This window comes from Xanthomonas campestris pv. asclepiadis, from assembly GCF_020784175.1.
GTDB classification, from domain to species: domain Bacteria; phylum Pseudomonadota; class Gammaproteobacteria; order Xanthomonadales; family Xanthomonadaceae; genus Xanthomonas; species Xanthomonas campestris_D.
Map to the genome: position 1 here is coordinate 109,369 of NZ_JAJGQM010000005.1, position 23,930 is coordinate 133,298.

The 23,930-nt window shown below is 65.8% G+C and carries 22 protein-coding genes; 10 read left to right on the forward strand and 12 right to left on the reverse strand.

The window, feature by feature from the left end; all coding sequences use genetic code 11:
- Positions 1-96 precede the first annotated feature (96 nt).
- The 7 genes from LL972_RS04260 to asnS form a co-directional block, all read right to left on the reverse strand.
- Complete coding sequence (locus LL972_RS04260; RefSeq protein WP_228326528.1) at positions 97-627, reverse strand: 3-hydroxyanthranilate 3,4-dioxygenase; 531 nt, start codon at positions 625-627, stop codon at positions 97-99.
- An 85-nt stretch (positions 628-712) separates the two neighbouring features.
- Entirely contained in the window at positions 713-1,375 is a 663-nt protein-coding gene (gene can / locus LL972_RS04265; protein ID WP_228326529.1) for a carbonate dehydratase, read from the reverse strand.
- 90 nt (positions 1,376-1,465) lie between these two features.
- Positions 1,466-2,104 (reverse strand): FMN-binding negative transcriptional regulator, encoded by a 639-nt coding sequence (locus LL972_RS04270; RefSeq protein WP_228326530.1) that lies wholly within the window; start codon positions 2,102-2,104, stop codon positions 1,466-1,468.
- 1 nt (position 2,105) lies between these two features.
- Entirely contained in the window at positions 2,106-2,432 is a 327-nt protein-coding gene (locus LL972_RS04275; protein WP_228326531.1) for a hypothetical protein, read from the reverse strand.
- Entirely contained in the window at positions 2,429-2,734 is a 306-nt protein-coding gene (locus tag LL972_RS04280; protein ID WP_228326532.1) for a hypothetical protein, read from the reverse strand. Before LL972_RS04280 ends, LL972_RS04275 begins: the two co-directional genes overlap by 4 nt.
- Entirely contained in the window at positions 2,731-2,985 is a 255-nt protein-coding gene (locus tag LL972_RS04285) for a hypothetical protein (protein WP_228326533.1), read from the reverse strand. The genes LL972_RS04280 and LL972_RS04285 overlap by 4 nt, the downstream gene beginning before the upstream one ends.
- 1 nt (position 2,986) lies before the next feature.
- Positions 2,987-4,381 carry an asparagine--tRNA ligase gene (gene asnS, locus LL972_RS04290; protein ID WP_228326534.1) on the reverse strand — a complete coding sequence of 465 codons (1,395 nt, stop codon included), beginning with the start codon at positions 4,379-4,381 and terminating at the stop codon, positions 2,987-2,989.
- Between the two features lie 218 nt (positions 4,382-4,599).
- Between asnS and LL972_RS04295 the strand changes: the two genes are divergently transcribed.
- From LL972_RS04295 to zipA, 6 genes are all read left to right on the forward strand, one after another.
- Positions 4,600-4,938 carry a HesB/IscA family protein gene (locus tag LL972_RS04295; RefSeq protein ID WP_228326535.1) on the forward strand — a complete coding sequence of 113 codons (339 nt, stop codon included), beginning with the start codon at positions 4,600-4,602 and terminating at the stop codon, positions 4,936-4,938.
- Between the two features lie 324 nt (positions 4,939-5,262).
- A complete protein-coding gene (gene rpsF / locus LL972_RS04300; RefSeq protein ID WP_006451585.1) occupies positions 5,263-5,697 on the forward strand; it encodes a 30S ribosomal protein S6 in 435 nt (144 codons plus the stop codon).
- An 11-nt stretch (positions 5,698-5,708) separates the two neighbouring features.
- Positions 5,709-5,939 carry a 30S ribosomal protein S18 gene (gene rpsR, locus LL972_RS04305; protein ID WP_005991243.1) on the forward strand — a complete coding sequence of 77 codons (231 nt, stop codon included), beginning with the start codon at positions 5,709-5,711 and terminating at the stop codon, positions 5,937-5,939.
- 231 nt (positions 5,940-6,170) lie between these two features.
- Positions 6,171-6,620: a 50S ribosomal protein L9 gene (rplI, locus tag LL972_RS04310; protein WP_016904199.1), complete on the forward strand. Its 450-nt coding sequence runs from the start codon at positions 6,171-6,173 to the stop codon at positions 6,618-6,620.
- Between the two features lie 208 nt (positions 6,621-6,828).
- Complete coding sequence (gene smc / locus LL972_RS04315; protein WP_228326536.1) at positions 6,829-10,332, forward strand: chromosome segregation protein SMC; 3,504 nt, start codon at positions 6,829-6,831, stop codon at positions 10,330-10,332.
- A 56-nt stretch (positions 10,333-10,388) separates the two neighbouring features.
- On the forward strand, positions 10,389-11,120 hold the full coding sequence (gene zipA / locus LL972_RS04320) for a cell division protein ZipA (protein WP_228326537.1): 732 nt from the start codon (positions 10,389-10,391) through the stop codon (positions 11,118-11,120).
- Between the two features lie 182 nt (positions 11,121-11,302).
- On the opposite strand, the gene LL972_RS04325 is transcribed toward zipA, so the two are convergent.
- Positions 11,303-12,427, reverse strand: a complete 1,125-nt coding sequence (locus LL972_RS04325) for a pyridoxal phosphate-dependent aminotransferase (protein WP_228326538.1) — start codon at positions 12,425-12,427, stop codon at positions 11,303-11,305.
- A gap of 176 nt (positions 12,428-12,603) precedes the next feature.
- On the opposite strand from LL972_RS04325, the gene ligA reads away from it, so the two are divergent.
- The 3 genes from ligA (at position 12,604) to LL972_RS04340 (ending at position 16,919) form a co-directional block, all read left to right on the forward strand.
- A complete protein-coding gene (gene ligA, locus LL972_RS04330) occupies positions 12,604-15,105 on the forward strand; it encodes an NAD-dependent DNA ligase LigA (RefSeq protein WP_228326539.1) in 2,502 nt (833 codons plus the stop codon).
- On the forward strand, positions 15,102-16,064 hold the full coding sequence (gene epmA / locus LL972_RS04335; protein WP_228326540.1) for an EF-P lysine aminoacylase EpmA: 963 nt from the start codon (positions 15,102-15,104) through the stop codon (positions 16,062-16,064). Before ligA ends, epmA begins: the two co-directional genes overlap by 4 nt.
- 168 nt (positions 16,065-16,232) lie before the next feature.
- The gene (locus LL972_RS04340; protein WP_228326541.1) at positions 16,233-16,919 is read left to right on the forward strand and encodes a DUF3011 domain-containing protein; all 687 of its coding nucleotides are present in this window, start codon (positions 16,233-16,235) and stop codon (positions 16,917-16,919) included.
- A 346-nt stretch (positions 16,920-17,265) separates the two neighbouring features.
- Here LL972_RS04340 and LL972_RS04345 read toward each other — a convergent pair whose 3' ends face one another.
- From LL972_RS04345 to LL972_RS04360, 4 genes are all read right to left on the reverse strand, one after another.
- Complete coding sequence (locus LL972_RS04345; protein ID WP_228326542.1) at positions 17,266-18,207, reverse strand: YiiG family protein; 942 nt, start codon at positions 18,205-18,207, stop codon at positions 17,266-17,268.
- 108 nt (positions 18,208-18,315) lie between these two features.
- A complete protein-coding gene (locus LL972_RS04350) occupies positions 18,316-19,296 on the reverse strand; it encodes a YiiG family protein (RefSeq protein ID WP_429002110.1) in 981 nt (326 codons plus the stop codon).
- A gap of 224 nt (positions 19,297-19,520) precedes the next feature.
- Positions 19,521-20,336 carry an SDR family oxidoreductase gene (locus tag LL972_RS04355; protein ID WP_228326543.1) on the reverse strand — a complete coding sequence of 272 codons (816 nt, stop codon included), beginning with the start codon at positions 20,334-20,336 and terminating at the stop codon, positions 19,521-19,523.
- A 128-nt stretch (positions 20,337-20,464) separates the two neighbouring features.
- Positions 20,465-21,124 (reverse strand): serine/threonine-protein kinase, encoded by a 660-nt coding sequence (locus LL972_RS04360; RefSeq protein WP_228326544.1) that lies wholly within the window; start codon positions 21,122-21,124, stop codon positions 20,465-20,467.
- A gap of 159 nt (positions 21,125-21,283) precedes the next feature.
- Between LL972_RS04360 and LL972_RS04365 the strand changes: the two genes are divergently transcribed.
- On the forward strand, positions 21,284-23,368 hold the full coding sequence (locus tag LL972_RS04365; RefSeq protein ID WP_228326545.1) for a bifunctional DedA family/phosphatase PAP2 family protein: 2,085 nt from the start codon (positions 21,284-21,286) through the stop codon (positions 23,366-23,368).
- Positions 23,369-23,930: the final 562 nt, after the last annotated feature.

Sequence of the window (23,930 nt, forward strand, 5' to 3'; positions counted from 1 at the left end):
GGGATGTCTGCGTGACGCACACGCGTGGCCATCGAGCGAACGCGCGCTGGAGACCTGCGCAAGACGTACCCGCCCGTGCCATGCGCCATGGCCCGCTCATGCCTCGACAGCGGCATAGCGCTCCGGCGCAGGATGCAGGTGTCCGCACTGGGTGCAGGTGCGCAGCGCGAGCGAACGGTAGAAATGATCGAACACCGGCGGAAAATCGGTTTCGATGTCCTGCAGCGGAAACATCGCCTCGTACAGCTTGTGATTGCATTGCGGGCAATACCACTGCAGGCCGTCCTGCTCGTTGGGCAGGCGCTCGCGTTCGATCACCAGGCCGATCGAGCCGGCCGCGCGTTGCGGCGAATGCGGCACCTTCGGCGGCAGCAGGAAGATCTCGCCGGCGCGGATCGGGATGTCGCGTGCCACGCCGTCGTCCTGCACCTTCAGCACCATCTCGCCTTCGAGCTGGAAGAACCACTCCGGGCCTTCGTCGTAGTGATAGTCGGTGCGCGCATTCGGCCCGCCGACGATCATGATGATGAAGCCGTCCTGCTGGATGCATTTGTTGCCCACCGGCGGCTTGAGCAGGTGGCGGTGTTGCTCGATCCAGGCTTGCAGGTTGATCGGCGGGACCAGCATCGACGTTCCTCGGCAAAGAAGACGTCCAGCATAGCCAACCGACGGCACCGATGGGCGCCGCGGTGGGGTGGTGTGCGGGTGCGGCTCAGCGTTCGGCGTGATCGGCCTGGATGCGCGCCAGTGCGGTGTCGTAGCGTTCCTGCAGCAGCTCGGGGCGGTCGATCGACATGCCCAGGTCGTGCGCACGTCCGTCGCGCAGGCTGTAGACCCAACCATGCACCTGCAGTGCCTGGCCGCGCTCCCAGGCATCGCGCACGATGGTGGTGCGGCAGACATTGACCACCTGCTCAAGCACGTTCAGCTCGCACAGGCGCGCATGCTGGACCGGCAGGTCGCCCGCATCGTGCAGGCAGGCCTCGTGCTTGTCGGCCACATCGGTGACGTGGCGGATCCAGTTGTCGACCAGGCCCATGCGCTTCTGGGTCAGGCTGGCAAACACGCCGCCGCAGCCGTAATGGCCGACCACCAGGATGTGCTTGACCTTGAGCACGTCGACGGCGAACTGGATCACCGACAGGCAGTTCAGGTCGGTATGCACCACCACGTTGGCGATATTGCGATGGACGAACACCTCGCCCGGCGCCATGTCGATGATCTGGTTGGCCGGCACGCGCGAGTCCGAGCAGCCGATCCACAGGTACTCGGGCGTCTGCTGGGTGGAGAGCTTGGAGAAGAATTCCGGGTCCTCGCGACGGATGCGTTCGGACCAGGCGCGGTTGTTTTCAAGCAAATGGTTGAGCTCGTTCATGCGCGCAGTATTCCAGAGGACGAAGGGCAGTGTGTGATCGACAGATGAGCGAAAGGCAGTGATGCGCAAATCGACGCTGTATGGCCCCGCTCAGGCCGCGCCATCGCGTGCCTGCAGGGCATCGCGCATCAGCGACGCCAGCTCGCGGGAGTCGGTGGACGCCTGTTGCTGGAGTGCTTCGCTCACGGCAGCGACATTACTGGCTGGATGGTTCTGGCTGAGCTTGAAGGTCAGCTCGATGCGGCTGGGAACGAAGCGGAAGCCGACCAGACCACGCAGCTGTCGGCGGTGGCTGTCGCGCTCCATCTCGAACAGCCAGTCGCTGCCGACACGCTGTTCGAAGTGTGCGCTCATGCGGCCGAACAGATCGCCCAGCGCCGCCTCGTCGCTGACCTGCTCGCAGCGTCCATGCAGATGCGCCACGGCGTAATTCCAGGTCGGCACGCGTGCCGCCGCTTCCTTGTCCAGATACCAGCTCGGCGACACATAGGCGTGCGGGCCCTGCACCACGAGTACTGCATCGCCGGGGCTGCGTGCCTGCGGATTGGGGCGTGCCCAGTGGCCTTCGATGACCACTGCCTGCGCCTGGCGTCGGTACAGCACCGGCAGATGCGAGATCGCCGGCTGTCCATCGTCGCCCTGGCTGATCACGGTGACGAACGGGTCGCGCGCGATCAGCCAGTCCAGCAAGGCCAGATCGGTCTGCGCGAACGCGCGCGGGGCGTACATGTCAGGCGCGACCGCCCAGGGTCAGCACCATGCGTTCGCGCAGGTCCGCATCGTCGTCGCCACGCGGCGGCGACACTTCGTTGAGCGAGAAGCCACGCATCAGCGCGTCTTCCTCGTCCAGCCCGTCGAGCGCGACGAATTCGGCATCGAACAAGGCCGCGCGTGCGCTGTCTTCGCTGTCGTAGGGCAGGATCTTGCCGTCGCTGTCCAGGACTTCGGCGGTGCCGGCCTGCTTGACGCGCAGGCGCGCCCAGATCAGCGTGCGGCCGATCGTGGCCAGCCACCACGAATCGTGGTCGTCCTGTGCGGTGTCTTGCGGTGTATTCATGGCATTACCTTGGAAAGCAGGCCGAGCAGGGCCGCCATGCCCAGGCCGAAGAAGATGGTCAGCAGCGACAGCCAGGCCGGCGTGGCCAGGCCGGACAGCGCATTGTCGCGGTGGCGGCGGTAGCGCCGCGTCAGCAGCCAGCGCAGCGCCACAGGGCTGATGAAGGCCGGATCGCCGAAGCTGGCCAGCGCCTCGGGATGACGGTCGCGCAGGTGCACCAGCGTCAGCGGCCAGAAGATCAGCAAGGCGGTGAGCCCGGCAACCGCTACACCGACAAAACACAGTGCGAAGAACAGGGTCATGTGCCCGCCAGCAGCATTGCGAGTTGGGGAAGTGCTGCGCCGATCACCAGCGCAGTGATGGTCCACCATAACGGACGCACGGCGCGGATGATCGCCCTGCGTGCCGTGTCACCCTGCCACCACGCGCTGGCACCCGGATGTGCGGCTGCCAGCTGCGCCAGCCGGACGCCGCGCACCCCGGCGATGCCGGCGCCCAGCAACGCCGCCGCGAAGGCCAGCAACTGCAGCGTGGCGGCGGCCAGCAGGCTCACATCAGAACTCGGCGCTGCCAGGCGCGCGCGGGTAGGGGATGGCGTCGCGGATATTGCTCAGCCCGCACACGTAGACCACCAGGCGCTCGAAGCCCAGGCCGAAGCCGGCATGCGGCACCGAGCCGTAGCGACGGAAATCGCGGTACCAGCTGTAGTGCTCCTGGTCCAGGCCGAACTGCGCCATGCGTGCATCCAGCACATCCAGGCGCTCTTCGCGCTGGCTGCCGCCGATGATCTCGCCGATGCCCGGCGCCAGCACGTCCATCGCCGCGACGGTCTTGCCGTCCTCGTTCAGGCGCATGTAGAAGGCCTTGATGTGCTCGGGGTAGTTGGTCACCACCACCGGGCGGCCGATATGTTCCTCGGTCAGCCAGCGCTCGTGCTCGGTCTGCAGGTCCAGGCCCCACTCGACCGGGAAGTCGAACTTCTTGCCCGAGTTCTGCAGCAGCTTCACCGCCTCGGTGTAGTCGATCTGCTCGAACGGGGCATTGATGAAGGCTTCCAGTTTGGCGATCGCGTTTTTGTCCACGCGCTCGGCCAGGAATGCCAGATCGTCGCCACGCTCATCGAGCACCGCGCGGAACAGGTACTTGAGGAACTGCTCGGCCAGGCGCGCGTCTTCGGCCAGATCGGCGAAGGCGATTTCCGGCTCGATCATCCAGAATTCGGCCAGATGGCGCGTGGTATGGCTGTTCTCGGCGCGGAAGGTCGGGCCGAAGGTGTAGACCTTGCTCAGCGCCAGGCAGTAGGCCTCCACGTTGAGCTGGCCGGACACGGTCAGGAAGGTTTCCTTGCCGAAGAAGTCGCGGCTGAAATCCACCGCGCCGCTGGCATCGCGCGGCAGGTTGACCATGTCCAGCGTGGAGACGCGGAACATCTGCCCGGCGCCTTCGGCGTCGGAGGTGGTGATGATCGGGGTGCTGATCCAGTTGAAGCCGTTCTGGTGGAAGAAGCGGTGCACCGCCTGCGCCAGGCAGTTGCGGATGCGGGTGACCGCGCCGAACAGGTTGGTGCGCGGGCGCAGGTGCGCCACTTCGCGCAGGAACTCCGGCGACATCGGCTTGGGCTGGATCGGGTAGGTCAGCGGGTCTTCGACCCAGCCGACGATCTCCACGCCGCTGGCCTGGATCTCGAACGACTGACCCTTGCCCTGCGACTTCACCAGCACGCCCTTGGCGATCAGCGAGCAACCGCTGGTCAGGCGCTTGATCTCGTCGAAGTTGGGCAGGGTGTCGTTGGCCACTACCTGGATCGGAGCGAAGCAGGAGCCATCGGTCACGTTGATGAAGGCCAGTCCGGCAGATCCGCGCAGCGTGCGCACCCACCCCCGTACCGTGACTTCGCCGCCTTCCGGGAGTTTTCCCGTAAGCGCATGTTCAACGCTGACCACCGTCATGACTTGTCCTCGCCGTAGCGACTTTGAATGGTCTGCGAGTTTACTGGCTGCGGGCGCGCTGGCGCGAGCATCTGAACCGCTTGCCGGTGGTCGCGCTTGTCGACGGCTGGACATGGCCCCATCTGGGGAACACGTCGTATCAGCGGGTGCAGCCCCGGTGATTGCAGCCTCGCTATACTTGCCACCACTGTTTCACCATCGTTTCCGGAGCATCCCTCATGGCCATCAGCCTCACCCCCGCCGCGCTGGAGCGCGTGCAGCGTTTCGTGCAGCAGACCCCGGGGACGCTGGGTCTGCGCTTTGGCGTAACCAAGACCGGTTGCTCGGGCTGGGGCCATGTCACCGACCTGGCGCGCGAGAAGCGCGACGACGATGCGGTGTTCGAGCAGGAGGGGGTGCGCATCTTCGTTGACCCGATCAGCCTGCCGCTGGTCGACGGCACCTGCATCGATTTCGGCAAGCACGGCCTCAGCGAGACCTTCACCTTCAGCAATCCCAATGCGACCGCCGAGTGTGGGTGCGGGGAGAGCTTCACGACCGAAGCCGAGCATCGCTGAGCCCGGCTGAGACAAACTCCACTGGAGATCCTTCTCCCCTCGGGAGAAGGTGCCCGAAGGGCGGATGAGGGTGTGGGGCGAAGCACATGAGTAGTCGATTCTGCGCAGGCTTCGCTCCCGGACCCTCACCCCAACCCCTCTCCCGGTGGGAGAGGGGCTTTAAACCTCCTGACGGCGCGGCCGGTTGCGGCTAAGCGCCTGAACTGTCATACTTTCCGGCTTCCTGCCCGGTTCCGGGCGGGAACCCTTGCTCCACCGGCCGCCTTGTGCGGGTTACCGGGGAGCTGTCCGGCCCACGTGGCCACATCCGAAAGGTAATACAACATGAGTCGTCATTACGAAGTCGTGTTCCTGGTCCACCCGGATCAGAGCGAGCAGGTCCCGGCCATGATCGAGCGCTACAAGTCGCTGATCGAGGGCGGTAACGGCACCATCCACCGTCTGGAAGACTGGGGCCGTCGTCAGCTGGCCTACCCGATCCAGAACCTGGTGAAGGCGCACTACGTGCTGCTCAACATCGAAGTCGACCAGGCCGTGCTGAGCGAGCTGGTGGAAAGCTTCCGCTTCAACGATGCGGTGCTGCGTCACCTGGTCGTCAAGCGCGACGGCCCGGACACCGAGCAGTCGCTGATCATGAAGAGCAAGGACGAGAAGGGCGACAAGCCCGAGCGTAGCGAGCGTCGTCGTCGTGATGACGATGAGGGCGATGCTGCACCTGCCGCCACCGATACCGACGGCGACAACGCCGAAGCCGCTTAAGGAGCGCTGTCATGTCCAAGTTCTTCCGTCGTCGCAAGTTCTGCAAGTTCACCGCCGAGGGCGTCAAGGAGATCGATTACAAGGATCTCAACACCCTGCGTCAGTACCTCACCGAGAACGGCAAGATCGTGCCGAGCCGCGTGACTGGCACCAAGTCCAAGTACCAGCGTCAGCTGGCGACGGCCGTCAAGCGCTCGCGTTTCCTGGCGCTGATCCCGTACACGGACAATCACGACGTCTAATCCGAGTCGTTGATGTGAGTTCCTCACTGGAGCCCGCACGGTTGTATGTGAGTCCCTCACAAAAGCCCGCACATCCATGTGCGGGTAATAAATATAGAGGCCGGTCATTCGAGATGCGGTGTTGATCGTGCTGTTGCGATTCCCAAATCCCGATTCCCGAATCCCGTCTTTTCGGACAGCAAACGTTGCGTCGGCCAAAGCGTCGGCGCTAACGAATAACGGAGCACCACCATGGATCTGATTCTTCTGCAGAAAGTGACCAACCTCGGCGGCCTGGGCGACAAGGTCAGCGTCAAGCCGGGTTACGGCCGCAACTTCCTCGTGCCGCAGGGCAAGGCCGTGCCGGCCACCGCTGCCAACGTCGAAGCGTTTGAAGCCAAGCGTGCCGACTACGAAGCCAAGGCCAACACCATCCTGGCCGATGCACAGAGCCGCGCCGGCAAGTTCGAAGGCGCCAGCGTCACCATCGGCGCGCATGCGTCGACCGAAGGCAAGCTGTATGGCTCGGTCGGTCCGCGCGACATCGCCGAGGCGTTCACCGCCGCCGGCCTGCCGCTGGAAAAGAGCGAAGTGATCCTGGGCGAAGGCGCATTCCGCAATGTCGGCGAGTACGACGTTGTGCTGCACCTGCACGCCGATGTGGAAACCTCGGTCAAGGTCATCGTCGAATCCGACGCCTGATCCACGCTGTACGCTGTACCCGAAGGGCGCCTGGTTAGGCGCCCTTCGTCTTTCTGCGGCCACGCCAGCGATGGCGGGCCCGCTATACTCGTGCTCCATTGCCGGTTCCACGGCCCACAGATCTTGTGGATCAAGGGCTTAGGGGTCGGCTTCACAGGAAAAAGCGCCTGCCGGCCTCGCCCGTGCGGTGCCCGGAACCTTCAGCCCCATGCGCCTGTCCACGATCAAACTGTCCGGTTTCAAGTCGTTCGTCGACCCGACCACGTTGCACCTGCCCACCAACATGACCGGCATCGTCGGCCCCAATGGCTGCGGCAAGTCCAACATCATCGACGCGGTGCGCTGGGTGATGGGCGAAAGTTCGGCCAGCCGCCTGCGCGGCGACTCGCTGACCGACGTGATCTTTTCCGGCTCCTCGGCGCGCAAGCCGGTGTCGCAGGCGACGGTGGAGCTGATCTTCGACAACTCCGATCACACCATCAGCGGTGAGTTCGCCTCGTTCAACGAGATCTCGGTCAAGCGCCTGGTCAGCCGCGACGGCAACAGTGCCTACTATCTCAACGGCACCAAGTGCCGGCGCCGCGACATCACCGACCTGTTCCTGGGCACCGGTCTGGGGCCGCGCAGCTACTCGATCATCGAGCAGGGCATGATCAGCCAGATCATCGAGGCGCGCCCGGAAGACCTGCGCGTGTACCTGGAAGAAGCCGCCGGCATTTCCAAGTACAAGGAGCGCCGCAAGGAAACCGAAACGCGCATCCGGCATACCCGCGAGAATCTCGATCGCCTGGGCGACCTGCGCGAAGAGATCACCAAGCAACTGGCGCATCTGCAGCGCCAGGCGCGCCAGGCCGAGCAGTATCAGGCCTTGCAGGAAGAACGCCGGATCAAGGACGCCGAGTGGAAGGCGCTGGAATACCGCGGGCTGGACGGGCGGCTGCAGGGCCTGCGCGAAAAACTGAATCAGGAAGAGACCCGGCTGCAGCAGCTGATCGCCGAACAGCGCGATGCCGAGGCGCGGATCGAAACCGGGCGCGCGTGTCGCGAGGAAGCCGCCGAAGCGGTGGCCAAGGCGCAGGCCGATGTCTATCAGGTCGGGGGTGCGTTGGCGCGCATCGAGCAGCAGATCCAGCATCAGCGCGAACTCTCGCATCGCCTGCACAAGGCGCGCGACGAGGCGCAGAGCCAGTTGCAGGAACTGACCCAGCACATCAGCGGCGATTCGGCCAGGCTGGCGGTGTTACGCGAGGCGGTGGACGCTGCCGAACCACAGCTGGAACAGCTGCGCGAAGACCACGAATTCCGCCAGGAGTCGCTACGCGAGGCCGAAGCACGCCTGGCCGACTGGCAGCAGCGTTGGGAAACCCATAACCGCGACACCGGCGAAGCCTCGCGTGCCGGCGAAGTGGAGCGCACGCGCGTCGATTATCTCGATCGCCAGTCGCTGGAGGCCGAGCGCCGCCGCGAAGCGCTGGTCAACGAGCGCGCCGGGCTGGATCTGGATGCGCTGGCCGAAGCGTTCGAGCAGATCGAACTGCGCCATGAAACCCAGAAGACCTCGCTGGACGGGCTGACCGAGCAGGTCGAAGCGCGCAAGCACGCGCTCGGCGGGCTGCAGGAACAGCAACGGGCCAGCCAGGGCGAGCTGGCCGAGGTGCGCAAGCAGGCGCAGGCCGCGCGTGGCCGGCTGTCGTCGCTGGAAACCTTGCAGCAGGCCGCACTCGGTCAGGAGCAGGGCGCGGCGGTGGCGTGGCTAAAGTCGCGCGGGCTGGATTCGGCGGCGCGCGTCGGCGAACGCATCACGGTCGAAAGCGGCTGGGAAAATGCGGTCGAAGGTGCGTTGGGGCAATTGATCGAAGGCGTGCTGGTGGATGCGCCGGAGCAACTGGTCGACGCGCTGGGCGAGTTGGGCGAGGGCCGCATCGCGCTGGTGTCCAATGCCAGCGACAACGCGACATTTGCGCCGACCTCGCTGGCGGCCAAGGTGCAGGGGCCGATCGCGATCCGTCGCCTGCTCGCGCGCCTGCACGCGGCCGAAGATCTGGATGCGGCACGCACGCTGCAGCGCAGCCTGCCCGAGGGCGATTCGGTCATCACCCGCAGCGGCGAGCGGCTGGGCGAGGGCTGGGTGCGCGTGTCGCGTTCCGGCGCCGCCAAGCAGGGCGCGTTGTTGCGCGAGCGCGAGATTCAGGAACTGCGCGCGCAGATCGAAACCTTGCAGGAGCGCGAAGCCGACCTTGAGCAGCGCCTGGGCAGCTTCCGCGAGCAGCTGCTGGCGGCCGAACAGCAACGCGAAGATGCGCAGCGCCAGTTGTACATGGCGCATCGCAGCGTGTCCGAACTGGCCGGTCAGCTGCAGAGCCAGCAAGGCAAGGTCGATGCCGCGCGCACGCGCATCGAACGCATCGAAAACGAGTTGTCGCAGCTGCTGGAAACGCTGGACACTAGCCGCGAGCAGGCACGCGAGGCACGCGCCAAGCTCGAAGACGCGGTGACCCTGATGGGTGACCTGCAAGGCACTCGCGAGGCGCTGGAGAACGAACGCCGTCAGCTTACCGATGCGCGCGATCAGGCCCGCGATGCCGCACGTGGCGTGCGCGATGCGATGCATGCATTGGCGCTGACGCTGGAATCGCAACGCACCCAGATCACCTCCCTGAGCCAGACGCTGGAGCGCATGGACAGCCAGCGCGGCCAGCTCGATACGCGCCTGGAGGACCTGGTCGCCCAGCTCAGCGACGGCGACTCGCCGGTGGAAACGCTGGAGCACGAGCACCAGGCCGCGTTGAGCGAGCGTGTACGCACCGAGCGCGTGTTGAGCGAAGCGCGCACGATGCTGGAGAGCATCGATGGCGAGCTGCGCAGCTACGAGCAGACCCGTCAGCAGCGCGACGAACAGGCGCTTGCCCAGCGCGAGCGCATCTCGCAGCGCAAGCTCGACCAGCAGGCGCTGGTGCTCAGCGCAGAGCAATTGGAGGCCGCCGTGGTGAAAGCCGGCTTCGTGCTCGAGGACGTCGTCAATGGATTGCCGGAAGCAGCGAACGTGGCCGAGTGGGAAGCGGCGGTCGGCCAGATCGACGGGCGCATGCGGCGGCTGGAGCCGGTCAATCTGGCCGCGATCCAGGAGTACGGCGAGGCTGCGCAGCGTTCGGAATATCTCGATGCACAGAACCTGGATCTCAACACCGCACTGGAGACGCTGGAAGAGGCGATCCGCAAGATCGACCGCGAGACCCGCGGCCGTTTCAAGGACACCTTTGACCGGGTCAATTCCGGCGTCCAGGCGCTGTATCCGCGGCTGTTCGGTGGCGGGCACGCCTATCTGGAACTCACCGGCGAAGACCTGCTCGATACCGGCGTGACCATCATGGCGCGCCCGCCGGGCAAGCGTGTGTCCAGCATCTCGCTGCTGTCCGGTGGCGAGAAGGCGATGACCGCGGTGGCGCTGGTGTTTGCGATCTTCCAGCTCAATCCCGCGCCGTTCTGCCTGCTCGACGAGGTGGACGCGCCGCTGGATGAAGCCAATGTCGGCCGCCTGGCCAACATGGTGCGGGAAATGAGCGAGAAGGTGCAGTTCCTGTTCGTCAGTCACAACAAGGCAACGATGGAGGCGGCGCGTCAGCTCTCGGGCGTGACCATGCGCGAGCCGGGCGTCAGTCGCCTGGTCAGCGTGGACCTGGAAGAGGCCGCACGTTTGGCGGGTGCGGCATGACGTGCCATGCTTGTTGGAATATCGACACCTGTCACTCTTATGCGGAGGCACGCTGAATGTCCGACATGGCCATGATCCGGATCGGGATCCTGATCGCTGGACTGCTGCTGGTCGCGGCCATCTTCCTGTTTGGTCGCCCGAAAAAATCGCCGCAAGGCCGCCGGGTCGACAAGGACGATGGGCAGCCGCGCGAGCGCCGCGAACCGGTGATTTCCGGCGAGCCTGGCGTGGAGGGCGACCCTTTCGAGCGCAATGAAGGCGCCGAGCAGAGCGAGCTGAACCTGGACGATGCCGATGCGGCCGGCGGCAACGACGTCGGCAAGCGGCCCAACCAGGATTTCGACAAGATCGTCTCGTTGTTCGTGGCCGCCAAGGCCGGCCAGGTCCTGCGCGGCGAAGACGTTGTGGTCGCTGCCGAGAAGACCGGGCTGGTGTTCGGGCACATGAATGTGTTCCACCGCCTGGTGGAAGGGCATCCGGAGCGCGGGCCGATCTTCAGCATGGCCAGCATCCTCAAGCCTGGCAGTTTCGACATGGCCAACATTCGCGAGATGCAGACCCCGGCGATTGCATTCTTCCTCACCTTGCCGGCGCCGATGACCGCATTGGATGCCTGGGAAAAGATGCTGCCGACCGTGCAGCGCATGGCCGAACTACTCGACGGCGTGGTGCTGGACGATAGCCGCAATGCGCTGGGCCGCCAGCGCGTGGCGCATATCCGCGACGAACTGCGCGCCTACGATCGCCAGCATCAGGCGCCGCCGCTGACCAAGTCGCCGCGCTGGTGATTTCCCTCTCCCGCAGGAAAGGGAATCAAAGCCACGCTCCTGCGGGAGAGGGGTTGTGGGTGAGGGTACAGGGCGAAGCCCTGGCATAGTTGGACGGCACAAGGCTTCGCTCGCACCCTCATCCGGCGCTGCGCGCCACCTTCTCCCGACGGGAGAAGGGATTATCACTCAGTGCTTAGTGCTCAGCGCTTGGCCTTGGTAAACGCCTCGCGAAAGCGCAGCATCTCCGCTTCGGTGCCGACGCTCACGCGCACGCGCTTGGGCCAGATCGGCCAGCTGCGGCCGACGATGACGCCTTGTTTCTGCATCGAATCGGCGAACACGCCGGCGTCGCGTTTGACGTCGAGCAGGAAGCAGTTGGCCTGCGTGGGCAGGCAGGTGTAGCCCTTGCTCTTGAGCCAGGCGATGGTGTCGTCGCGCACGCGAGCATTTTCCGCGCGACGGGTCTGCACCAGCTGCGGGTCGCGCAGGCTGGCGATGCCGGCGGCCATTGCTGGGACCGACAACGGATTGCTGCCCAGGCTGGCGAGCTTGGTCTGCAGCCCTGGCGGCGCCAGCGCGGCGCCCAGGCGCAGGCCGGCCATGCCGTAGAGCTTGGAAAAGCTGCGCAGCACGATCAGGTCCTGGCGCTGACGCACCAGGTCCGCCACGGACGGCTCGTTGCTGTAGTGGATATACGCTTCGTCGACCACCAGCACGGCGCTGGCCGGCTTGTTGGCCAGCAGCCACTCGATGTCGGCGCGCTGGGTGATGGCGCCGCTGGCGTTGCCGGGATTGCACAGGTAGATCAGGCCGGCAGTCGGGTCGGCCTTGGCCATCGCCTTGACGTCGTGCGCGCCATCGGCCCGCAACGGCACCTTGCGTACCGGCACGCCGCGGGCGGTGGCGCTGTCGACGATCGGGTCGAAGCTCGGGTCGGCCACCACCAGCCCGGCACGTGCCGAGGTGAACAGGCTGCCGGCACGATGCAGTGCATCCCTGGACCCGGGAAAGAACGCCAGATGGTCGCCGGGCAGTTGCAGCTCGCCGGTCATCAGATTGCGCAGGTCCTGCTCCATCTCGACCTGATAGCGGCCCGCGCGTGTCAGCGAGCGGGTTGCGGCATCCAGTGCGGCCGGTGCGGGGCCAAGCGGATGCTCGTTGAGGTTGAGAAACACCGCGCCCGCTGCCGGCGCCACACCGGGCTTGGCCGGCGCAGCCGCGCGCTTGCGGGCTGCCCCGGCCGCAGGGGCCAGGCCCAGTGCGGAAACTGCCACGCCAACGCTGGCGAGGCTGAGAAACGAACGACGCGAGACGGGCAACGGCACGGGTGAGCTCCAGATGAGCAGGCAAAGAGGGCGCCACGCTATCGGGTTTGTGCCTGTCTGCCTATCGGGAAATCCCTGCCGGGCTCGCTGTCTCGCGGTTGCTCGGCTGTCGGGCCGCACTTGCACCCCGGCACGGCCCGTTAGAATGGGCGGCCCAGAGCCAGCCCCGCGATCGCATGACTGTCAGCCCGGACCCCGCGCAGCGTATCGACGCCCTGCGTCATCGTATCGAGGATGCCAACTACCGCTATCACGTGCTCGACGAGCCGCAGATGGCCGACGTCGACTACGACCGCCTGATGCGTGAACTGGAGGCATTGGAGGCCGCGCATCCGGAGCTGGCCAGCGCCGATTCGCCGACCCAGCGCGTCGGCCACCTGGCCGCCTCGCGCTTTGCCGAAGTGCGCCATGCCCTGCCGATGCTGTCGTTGGGCAATGCCTTCAGCGACGAGGAAGTGACCGAGTTCGTACGGCGTATCAGCGAGCGGCTGGAGGTGAAGCAGCCGCTGTTCTCGGCCGAGCCCAAGCTCGATGGCCTGGCGATCAGCCTTCGCTACGAAAACGGCGAGTTCGTGCAGGGCGCAACGCGCGGCGACGGCGCCACCGGTGAGGATGTCAGCGCCAATCTGCGCACCGTCAAGGCGATTCCGCTGCGCCTGCGTGGTGAAGGCTGGCCGCAGGTACTGGAGGTGCGCGGCGAGGTGTACATGCCGCGCGCCGCCTTCGAGACCTACAACGCGCAGATGCGTTTGCAGGGTGGCAAGGTGCTGGCCAATCCGCGCAATGGCGCTGCAGGCTCGCTGCGTCAGCTGGATGCGCGCATCACTGCGCAGCGCCCGCTGAGTTTCTTTGCCTACGGCGTGGGCGAAGTGAGCGAAGGTGCGTTGCCACAGACGCATTCGGCGATCCTGGCGAAGTTGCGTGCGTGGGGTTTCCCGGTCAGCGCCCTGGTCGAGGTGGTGCAGGGCGGCGACGGCCTGTTGGCGTATTACCAACGCATCGGTGAGGCGCGCGATGGCTTGCCCTTCGATATCGACGGCGTGGTCTACAAGCTCGACGATCTGGCCGGGCAGCGCGAGATGGGCTTTGTCGCGCGCGCGCCACGCTGGGCGATCGCGCACAAGTTCCCGGCGCAGGAGCAGTCCACCACGGTGGAGGCGATCGAGATCCAGATCGGCCGTACCGGTGCGGCCACTCCGGTGGCGCGGCTGAAGCCGGTGCACGTGGCCGGGGTGATCGTCACCAATGCCACTTTGCACAACGCCGACCAGATCGCGCGGCTGGATGTGCGCGTGGGCGATACCGTGATCGTGCGGCGTGCCGGCGATGTGATTCCGGAGGTGGCCGGCGTGGTCGCCGATCAACGGCCGCCGGGCACCCAGCCATGGCAGATGCCCACGCAATGCCCGGTGTGCGGGTCGGAGATCGTGCGCGAGGAGGGCGAGGCGGTGTGGCGCTGCTCCGGCGAGCTGACCTGCCCGGCGCAGCGCAAGGAAGCGTTTCGGCATTTCGTCTCGCGCCGCGCGATGGATGTCGATGGCCTGGGCGAGAAATTCATCGAGGTGCTGGTCGATAGCGGTGTGGTGCAGGGCGTGGCCGATCTGTATCTGCTCACCGTGGACCAACTGCTGCAACTGCGCCTGATCAGCACCGCCGAGAGCCCGCATGCGTTCCTGCGCGAGGCGCGCGAGCATCTGGCCAGCGGTGCGTATGGCCAGCTGGAAACCACCGTGGTCGGCATCGGTGTGGACCTGGCCGGTGAGCGCGAGGTGCCGCACACCTGGCAGGCGGACCTGTTGCGCGCCGGCCTGCCGCCTTTTGACTGGAACCGCAAGAAGATCGCCACCAAGTGGGCGGAAAACCTGATTGCGGCGATCGAGCAATCACGCGAGACCACGCTGGAGCGTTTCCTGTTCGCGCTGGGTATCGAGCATGTCGGCGAAAGCACCGCCAAGGCCTTGTCGGCGTGGTTCGGCGATCTGGAACTGATCCGCCATCTGCCGTGGCCGCTGTTCAAGCGCGTACCGGACATCGGTGGCGAAGTGGCGCGCTCGCTCGGGCACTTCCTCGACCAGCCCGGCAATCAGCAGGCCATCGACGACCTGCTGCAGCGTGGCGTGCGCATCGGCGATGCGCATCCGCCATCGCCCAAGCTGCGCGAGGCGCTGAGCTTTGCCAGCGTGCTCGAAGACATGGACATCCCCAAGGTGACGCCGGTGCGTGCGCAGCAACTGGCTGCCGCGGTGGCTTCGTTCGACGCGCTGCGCAATGCGGGGTCCGATGCCTTGCTGCAGGCCGGCGTTCCGGCGGCGGTGGTGGCGTCGTTGCTGCAATGGCTGGAGCGGCCGGAAAACGCAGCCCTGGCCAGCGCCGCGCAACAGGCGATGGAAACGGTGCTGTCGCGTCTGCCCGCAGCCGATGCGCTGCAAACGGGCCCGCTCGATGGCCAGACCGTGGTGATCACCGGCACCCTGGCTGCGCTCACCCGCGATGCCGCCAAGCAACGCCTGGAAGCGCTGGGCGCCAAGGTCGCCGGCAGCGTCTCCAAGAAAACCGCGTTTCTGGTGGCCGGCGAAGAGGCCGGGTCCAAGCTCGACAAGGCGCAGTCGCTGGGTGTGGAGATCTGGGATGAGGCGCGCTTGCTGGCCTTCCTTGGCGAGCACGGCCAACAGCCATGAATGCAGCGCAGGTCGACCTGGTCGCGTTGCGGTTGCGCGCGCGGCTCAATGCGCTGATCCGCGATTTCTTCGCCGAGCGCGACGTGCTGGAAGTGGAGACGCCGGTGCTGTCGGAGGCCGGCAATACCGAGCCGAATATCGACAGTTTCAGCACGCGCTTCAGCGGCCATGTCGATGCCGGCGCGCCGGTGCGTTGGTTGCGCACCTCACCGGAATATCCGCTCAAGCGGCTGCTGGCCGCCGGGGTGGGCGATTGCTACGAGCTGGGGCGGGTGTTTCGTAATGGCGAGGCCGGCGGCCGCCACAATCCCGAGTTCAGCATGCTCGAGTGGTACCGGGTGGGCTGGGATGATCGCGCGCTGGCGCAGGAAACCGTCGCGCTGGTGCGCCGCGCGCTTGCGCTGGTTGGGCGCCAGGCGCAGGTGCAGGTACTGAGCTATCGGGCGTTGTTTGTGCAGGCGCTGGGTATCGACCCATTGCGCGATCCGATCGAAACACTGCGCGCACCGCTGCACGACATCGCGATCGATCCACAGGGCCTGACCCGCGACGATTGGCTGGATCTGCTGATGACCCATCGCCTTCAGCCGGGCTTTGCCAGCGACACGCTGACCGTGGTGCACGACTGGCCGGCCAGCCAATGCGCATTGGCGCGCATCCGCCACGACGACCCGCCGGTGGCCGAACGCTTCGAGCTGTATCTGGGCGCCTACGAGGTGGCCAACGGGTACCACGAGCTCAACGATGCGCAGGAGCAGCGTGCGCGTTTCATGCGCGACAACGCGGTGCGTGCGGCGCGCGGGTTGCCGCAGCTGCCGGTGGATGAGCGCCTGCTGGCAGTGCTGTCGCACCTGCCCGATTGCGCCGGCGTGGCAGTCGGTGTGGACCGGCTGTTGATGGCCATGCGCGGCACCACGCAGATTGCCGATGTGCTGGCATTCGCGTTCGCCCGCGCCTGACCCCGGCAATGCCAGCAGCGCGCCAGGCGTAACGTCGTCGCGTCTGGCGCGCGCCCGCTGCCATCCCGCTGTCATCGCCACCGTATTGCTATCTTCACATCGATGATGCTCTCATCGTGGCGTCCACGGGGGCGCGGCGCAGAGTGTGTTTGGGTGAGGATTGTCGGCATGAAGTGGCTGATCAGCTTATGCGGTTTGTGGTGCTTGCCGCTGCTGATGCTCGCCGATGCGCGCGCGGCGGAGCGCGCCACTGGCGTGGTGCGCTGCGAGTCCAAGGACATGGCACGCGTGCATTGCGCGATGGATACCGAGCATGGCGTGCAGCTGGTACGTCAGCTGTCCGAAACCAGCTGCATCCGCGGCAGCGAGTGGGATATCGAACGCGATGGCGTGTGGGTTGAACAGGGCTGCCGCGCGGAGTTCGCGACCGCGCGGGTGCCGAGCGCCCCGCAGATGCGCCGTGTGGTGCGCTGTGATTCCAACGGCGGCAAGGTGGTCTGCCCGGTGGTGCTGCGTGGCGCGCCGGTGCGCTTGCTGCGCCAGCGCTCTGTCTGGCCGTGCAAGGAAGGCCACAGCTGGGGCGCGCGCCGTAACGAAATCTGGGTGTCGCGCGGCTGCGATGGCGAATTCGAAGTCGCTGCCGAGGACGGTTCCGGTTTCGTGGCGGTGCCGCGCATGGTGACCTGCGAATCGAAGAAGGGCGCACGCCGCAACTGTGGCGTCTCGGTGGAGCGCCAGGTACGGGTGGGCCGGCAGATCTCCAAAAAGGAATGCGTAGAAGGCCAGACCTGGGGCTGGAGCCGCGACGGCGTGTGGGTCAACGACGGCTGCCGCGCCGAGTTCATCGTCGACTAAGAGCGGCTGAAGAAACTGCTGCTCTCACCGCTATGGCTCAGCCGGGGATGTGATTCTCCTCGGCATGCACACCGCACTACAGACAGCTTTTCGAGTGAGCGCCGACCAACTGTCTGGTGCGGTGTCCTTGCCGATTGCGGGACCGTGTGGCGGCATGGATGCCGCCACCGAGCCTCCACGGACGGATTCACGGCGTGTCCCGCGAGCGGTGAGGGCACCGCGCCCTCGACCAGTTTTGCTTGAGACCATCTAACGACGCTGAATGTCAAGATTTCAGCACCTTTGAGGCTTGCACAATCATCTGCTCGATGTGCTTACGCAACGCGACACAGATGCGTGCACAGCATCAATGCGACATGCGGTTACTCATGTCGATCAGATCGTTGTAGCTGGCCAGCACGGCCTGGCGCGTGCCGCCCGGCGGGAGCGAGCCGCTTTCCAGCAGCATCTGCTCGCTCTTGTTCAATGGTGTCTTGGTGCGGATACGTTCGACCAGTCGCCCGGACTCGCGCGCCAGCTTGTCGGCGGAGCGTTCCATGTGGCCCCACATCGCATCGCCCTGGCCGACCTTGGCCTTCTGCGCCTCTTCCAGAATGCCCTGGTAACGCGCCAGCTGGGACTGCGCCGCCGCAAGATCCGGCGTATCGCTGTCGAGCACCTGCACCAGCTGCTTGCCTTCGCCGATGATCTTCAGGTGATACCAGGAGGCGCTGCGGCCTTCTTCCTTTTCGATCGCATCGATCTGCGCCTGGCGGCGCATGTCTTCGTTACGTTCGAGTGCGGCATTCATGGCTTCGCCGGCTTCGAAGAACGCGTGATAGGCCTGCATCAGCGGTGCGTGCAGCGCCTTCATGCCCTTGCCGTCGTCGCGCAGATAATCCTCGCGGTCGTAATAGCGCACCGCTTCCCCGATACGCTCGTTGAGCGTGGTGAAACGTTCCTGATAAGTCTTGGCCACCGGATCGAGCTCGGGGTTGGCCGGTGTTTGCGTCAGGGCCGCAGTCATCGGCGCGCCACATTCGTCCACGTGATGCGACAGCACCGTGCCCGGTGCATGGATACCGCTTTCCTTGCCGGTCGGGCCAGCCTCGGGATCCTGCATCCACTCGATGTATTGCTGGTAGCTTTCATGGATCGGCTGCTCGACGCCATTGAAGCACGTGATGTAGGCATTGATCTTGTCGGCGCCTTCCACTGCCGCGGCGGGTGCGTCTTTCTGGCAGCCGGCAAGCAGCGCGGCGAAGGCCATCGCCGCGGTAAGCGGCGCATAACGAAGTCGAAGGGTCATTTCGGGTTCCAGTGATGGGTTGAAGAAATGGGCGCCGCAGCGTGCGGCCGAATGCCATCTGACGCAGCCGATCGTCGGCACGCGCGCAATGGCTGAGGACAGCAGTCATTACTGACGATTGCTTTCGGACACCAGCGCGTTGTAGCTGTTGAGCAACTTGCGCGACGAGCCTTCGGGCGCCAGCGAGGGGTTGTTCAGCCAGCCCTGCTCCATCTTGCTATAGGGCGTTTTTTCGACCACGCGTTTCACCCGCGCCTTGGCTTGTCTGCGGAAAGTTTCCGCGGCGGCTTCGAAACTGTTCCAGCTCAGCTTGCCAGGCTCCTGGTCCGCCACCTTGGCATGCGCCTCATCGGAGAGACGGTTGAAGCCGTCCAGCAGTGCGGTGACACGTGGCACGTCGAACTGCTCCTCTTCCAGCGCATCGGCGATCTTCTTGGCCTCGAGCATCATTGCCAGCTTGTAGTACTCGCGTGTGCGGCCCTCGCCCTGCTCCAGCGTCTTGAGTTTTTCGCGTTGCGCCGCGTCGTTTTGCAGGTCCAGTTCGGCGCTGAAGGCGGTACTGGCATCGGCATAAGTCGCCAGCGCTTCCATCAGCTCCGGGTGCAGTTGCTTGCCCTTGGCGAACTGGTCATCTTCGTAGTCCTGACGCGTGTAGTAATCGGCTACCGCGTGACTGATCGGCTGCAGTGCCTTCAATGCCGCGCGATAGTCGCGGGCCGCCTTGTCCAGTACCGGTAGCGATGGTTTTGCCGCAGCGGCCGCACTGACCGGTACATCGCACTGCTGCATGTCGTTGTCGTCGATATCGTACGGACCGGTCATGCCGGACTTGCGACCGGTCGGGCCGGCGAACGGGTCCTGCATCCAGCCGGTGTAGTACCTGGCACCGGCGTGAACCTTCGCGTTGATGCGGTTGAAGCAGTCGATATAGGCGCCGAGCTTGGCGTTGACGCCCTGCAAGGAATCCAGCTGTCTTTCAGTCGTTTTGGTGTCGGCACTGGTGACAGGCTGCTGCGACTTGCCGCCACAGGCAGCCGCCAGGACGGACACGCCAGCCGCCAGAACAAGCACACGGAACATCGAAGACACGCGCGATACATCCCTGTTGGAAACGTTTTCAGCGGCGTACGATAGCAAACCCTACTGTGAACTCCTTGTGCTCGCTCCAGGATCTGCGCGAGCGGCTGGATTTCCAAGGCGCGGCCGCTGGTCGGCCACACCGCTCACCCGAATCGCGGCACCCCCCGAGCGCCGATTTTTCGCCCCGCCTCGCGTATCCAGCCAACAAGCGCGCGCTGCAATGTGGGCCGCGCTCAGTCGAGAAACAGGTCCGGCAACAACGTCCGCGACGGGTCGACCGCATAACCGCTCAGGTCGGTGATGCCGGCCTGGGCCAGCACCTCGTCGTCGATCAGGAACTGGCCATGGAATCCAGCCGCCTCGCGCGTCAGCACCGCATGCGCCGCGTCGGCCATGATCTCCGGCCGGCGACACGCGGCCGCGTCCACGCCATCGATCATGTTGATCGCATCGGTGGCGATCACCGTGCGCGGCCACAGCGCATTGATTGCCACGCCTTGCGGGCCGAACTCGGCTGCCAGCCCCAGGGTCACCAGGCTCATGCCCATTTTGGCCAGGGTGTAACCGGTATGCGCGCCCCACCACGCCGGGTTCAAGGACGGTGGCGGCGCCAGCGTGAGGATGTGCGGATTGGGCGCCTGCAACAGATGCGGCAGGCACGCTTGTGCACACAAAAAGCTGCCGCGCGCATTGACCTGCTGCATCAGATCGAAGCGCTTCATCGGCGTGTCCAGCGTGCCGCGCAACCAGATCGCGCTGGCGTTGTTGACCAGGATGTCGATACCGCCGAACGCCTCGACAGTCGCGGCCACCGCCGCACGCACCTGCTCTTCTTCGCGAATATCGCACTTGAGCGCCAGCGCCTGCCCACCGGCCGCCGTCACCGCTGCGGCTGCGCTATGGATGGTGCCCGGCAACTTGGGATTGACCACCGCCGATTTGGCCGCAATCGCCACGTTGGCGCCATCGCGCGCCGCCCGCAACGCAATCGCCAGGCCAATCCCGCGCGAGGCACCGGTGATGAAGAGGGTTTTGCCGTTTAAGGTCATGAGAATCGGGAATCGAGAATGGGCAATCGCAAAAGCTTAGCGCCTTGAGCGTTCAGCAGCCGACGCACGATCAGCTGCCGCGATGCGCCCTACCGATTCCCTGATCCCGATTCCCGATTCCCGGCACTTCAGGGCTTCGGCCCCTGCCCCTCGTTGTCTTCCCAGTGCAGCACGCGGCGGGTCACGAAGCGGTAGACCGGTTTGCCGGTGGCGAACCACAGCTTGCGGACCCAGGAGGTGCGCTTGAGCACGCGACGTTCAACCGGGGTGATCGCGGCCGGGCAATACATGCGCTTGTGCTTGAGCAGGTGACGCAGGTCCTCGCGGGCAAGCAGACGCATCCAGGGCGCTCGGGGATTGCCGCGTACCGCCAGCTGGAAATCGATCACCGCCGGGCTGCCGTCGTCCTGCACCAGCCAGTTGGCTTCCTTGGCCAGATCGTTATGCGCCACCCCGCAGCGGTGCAACTGCTGCAACAACTTGCGCGCGCTGCGGAAGTAGGCCAGATCGCCACGCGGCGGGCGCCGGTACATCGCATCGCCGGCCAGATAGCTGCGATCCAGATGGCGCCCGTCCCAGCGCAACAGCCGCGGTGTGCGTGGCAAGCCATCCAGCTGGCGCAAGGCCAAGGCTTCGCGACGCGCCAGCCACCAGGCCACCCCGCGCAACAGCCACGGCGCCACACTCAGGTCGCGCCGCACGAACAGGCGATCGGCGTCGCGGATCAACATGATGCGCCCGAAGGTATCGGACTTCAGCGGCAGATTGGCGGCGGGATCGTCACTCATCCCCCATTGTAGGCGGGGCGCCTGCATCGCCACAGCGCGCGCTGCCTGCGTGTCACACCCGCGTGCGGCGCTATCCGCTCGCAACCCGAGGTGAAGCGGACAGGCCGATGTGACGACGGCGCAAGTCACCTCGTCGCCATGCCCACCTATAATCGCCGGATGAATTCATGGATCGACGCCACGCTGGAGTGGATCGGACACCACCCCACCCTGGCTGGCGTGGCGATCTTTGCCATTGCATTTTCCGATGCGGTGATCGTGCTCGGCGCCATCGTGCCGGCGCTGCCGTTGCTGTTCGCCATCGGTGTGCTGATCGGGCTGGGCCAGATCAACGGGCCGTATGCGGTAGCCTGCGCCGCCCTGGGCGCCTTCGTCGGCGATACGCTGAGCTTCTGGGTCGGCCACCGGTGGGGTCACCAGTTGCACACCTACTGGCCGTTCCGCCGCTACCCGCAGTTGCTGGAGCGTGGCGAGCTGCTGTTTCGGCGCAATGCCTTCAAGAGCATCCTGATCGCCCGTTACGTGGGCGCGGTGCGCCCGTTCGTGCCGGCCATCGCCGGCATGTCGCACATGCCGTTCAAGCGCTATCTGGTCGCCAGCGGCCTGGCCTGCATCTCGTGGGCGCTGCTGTTCCTGGTGCCCGGCTGGGTGCTGGGCACCGCCTACGACGCGGTGGCCGCGGTGGCCGGCCGCCTGTTCGTGGTGGTCACCTTGCTGGCCGCAGTGATCGGCCTGGCCTGGGCGATGGTGCTGTACTCCTACCGCTGGTCGGCCGGCCATCTGGATGCCCTGCTGGCGCGGCTGCTGGAGTGGTCGCATCGGCATCCGGTCCTGGGCAACTGGTCGGTCAGCGTGTTCGACCCGCGCCGCCGCGAGTCGGTGCCGCTGGCGATGATGGCATTGATGCTGTTGCTGCTGGGCTGGGGCTGGTTCGTGTTGCTGATGGTGGTGCTGGCACATGGCGAGCCGCTGCGCGTGGACCTGGCCGTGCACGATCTGATGCTGGCGCTGCGCAACCCGCTGGCCGACTACCCGATGGTGGCGCTGGCCTCGCTGGGCGACTGGCAGGTGCTGCTGCCGGCGATCGCTGCGGCGATGGGCTACCTGGCTTGGCGGCGCCGCTGGATGGCGGTGACGCATTGGGTGATCGCGCTGGCCTTCGGCCTGGCGTTGACCCAGTTGCTGGGCGCCACCGTGCAGGTGGTGCGCCCGCCGGCGGCCAGCAGCGGTTTCGGGTTCCCGTCGGTGGCGGTCACCATGGCCACGATCGGCTTTGGTTTCTTCGCGCTGCTGATCGCGCGCGAGTTGCCGGGCCGGCGCCGGGTGTGGCCGTATCTGGTCAGTGGCGCGATGGTGTCACTGATCGGTTTCGCGCGCCTGTACCTGGGCGCGCACTGGCTCAGCGACGTGGTCGGCGGCATGCTGTTCGGCATCTTCTGGCTGCTGGTGCTGGGCATCGCCTATCGCCGTCGCGCCACCCGCGCGTTCTGGGTCAAGCCGGTCTCATGGATCTTCTACGGCGTGTTCCTGGCCTGCGCGATCGTGTTCGCGCCGCGCAATCTGGACACCAAGCTGGCTAAGTTCGAACCGCCGCCGTTGCTGATGGAGTTGCCTGCCAGTGACTGGTGGAACGGCCAGTGGCGCCTGCTGCCCGCACGCCGCAACGAATTCGACGACGACCAGCGCTGGCCGCTGGACGTGCAACTGGCCGGTCCGCTGGCACCGCTGCAGCGCCAGCTGGAAGCGCGCGGCTGGCGGGTACAGCCGCAGGCCGGCTGGGAACAGGCGCTGCATCTGCTCGATGTCAGCGGCCGCCCGGACGAGGTGCCGATTCTGCCGGCCACGCTGGACACGCAGGTCGAAGCCCTGCTGATGGTGCGTCACGCGGCGCCCGGCCATGTGCATGTGTTGCGCCTGTGGCCGGCGGCCGCACGCCTGCAGCCCGGCGCCCAACCGTTGTGGGTGGGCAGCACCCAGACGCTGCGCTACAGTCGGCACTTCAGCCTGATCGGCCTGTGGTATCCGCTGCGTGGGGTCGATCCAGCACTGAGCGCCTTGCGCGAGGCACTGGACCCGTTGCCGCATCGCCTGGAACAGCGTCGACGCTCGCAGGTACCGGTAATCCTGATCGACAGCACGTCGGGAAATGCGTTGCGGCGAGAGAACAAGGACAACGCTGCACCGCAGACGCAAACCACTGCGTCCGATCCGGCTGCATCGGGTCCGTCACAACAGCGCCCTTGAACGATCGGGCAACAGCGGTGATCGGCCAGCGATCGCGCGCGCAGTACTGTACATAAGAGCTGCCAGCAAAACCTTTGAACGCTGTAGCGATGGCGTCAACGTGTTCGCGTCGCTTAGATGCAGCCGAATGTCTAGGTCAACAGCCTGGTGAGTCGAGGGCGCGGTGCCCTCACCGCTCGCGGGACACGCCGTGCATCCGTCCGTGGAGGCTCGGTGGCGGCATCCATGCCGCCACACGGTCCCGCAATCGGCAAGGACACCGCCCCAGGACGTTGGTCGGTAGCTGCGTAAAAAGCTGGCCGTCTCGCGAGTTGCATTGGCCTGCTGATGCGGGTCGCAGAATTACATGTGAGCTAGCGAAGTAGAAGTACCTCATGCATTACTTGCACCATGCACGCCGACCATCTCGACGGGTCCTTGCCCGTCTACCGTCACGGGACCTTACGCGGCATGGATGCCGCGTAAGAGCTTACATGGACGTACTTGCAGCGTGTCCCGCGATGGTGGGCGGGCAAGGGCCCTGCAGCCAAGCCACAGGCCAGTCGCCCTGCAAGTAATCTGT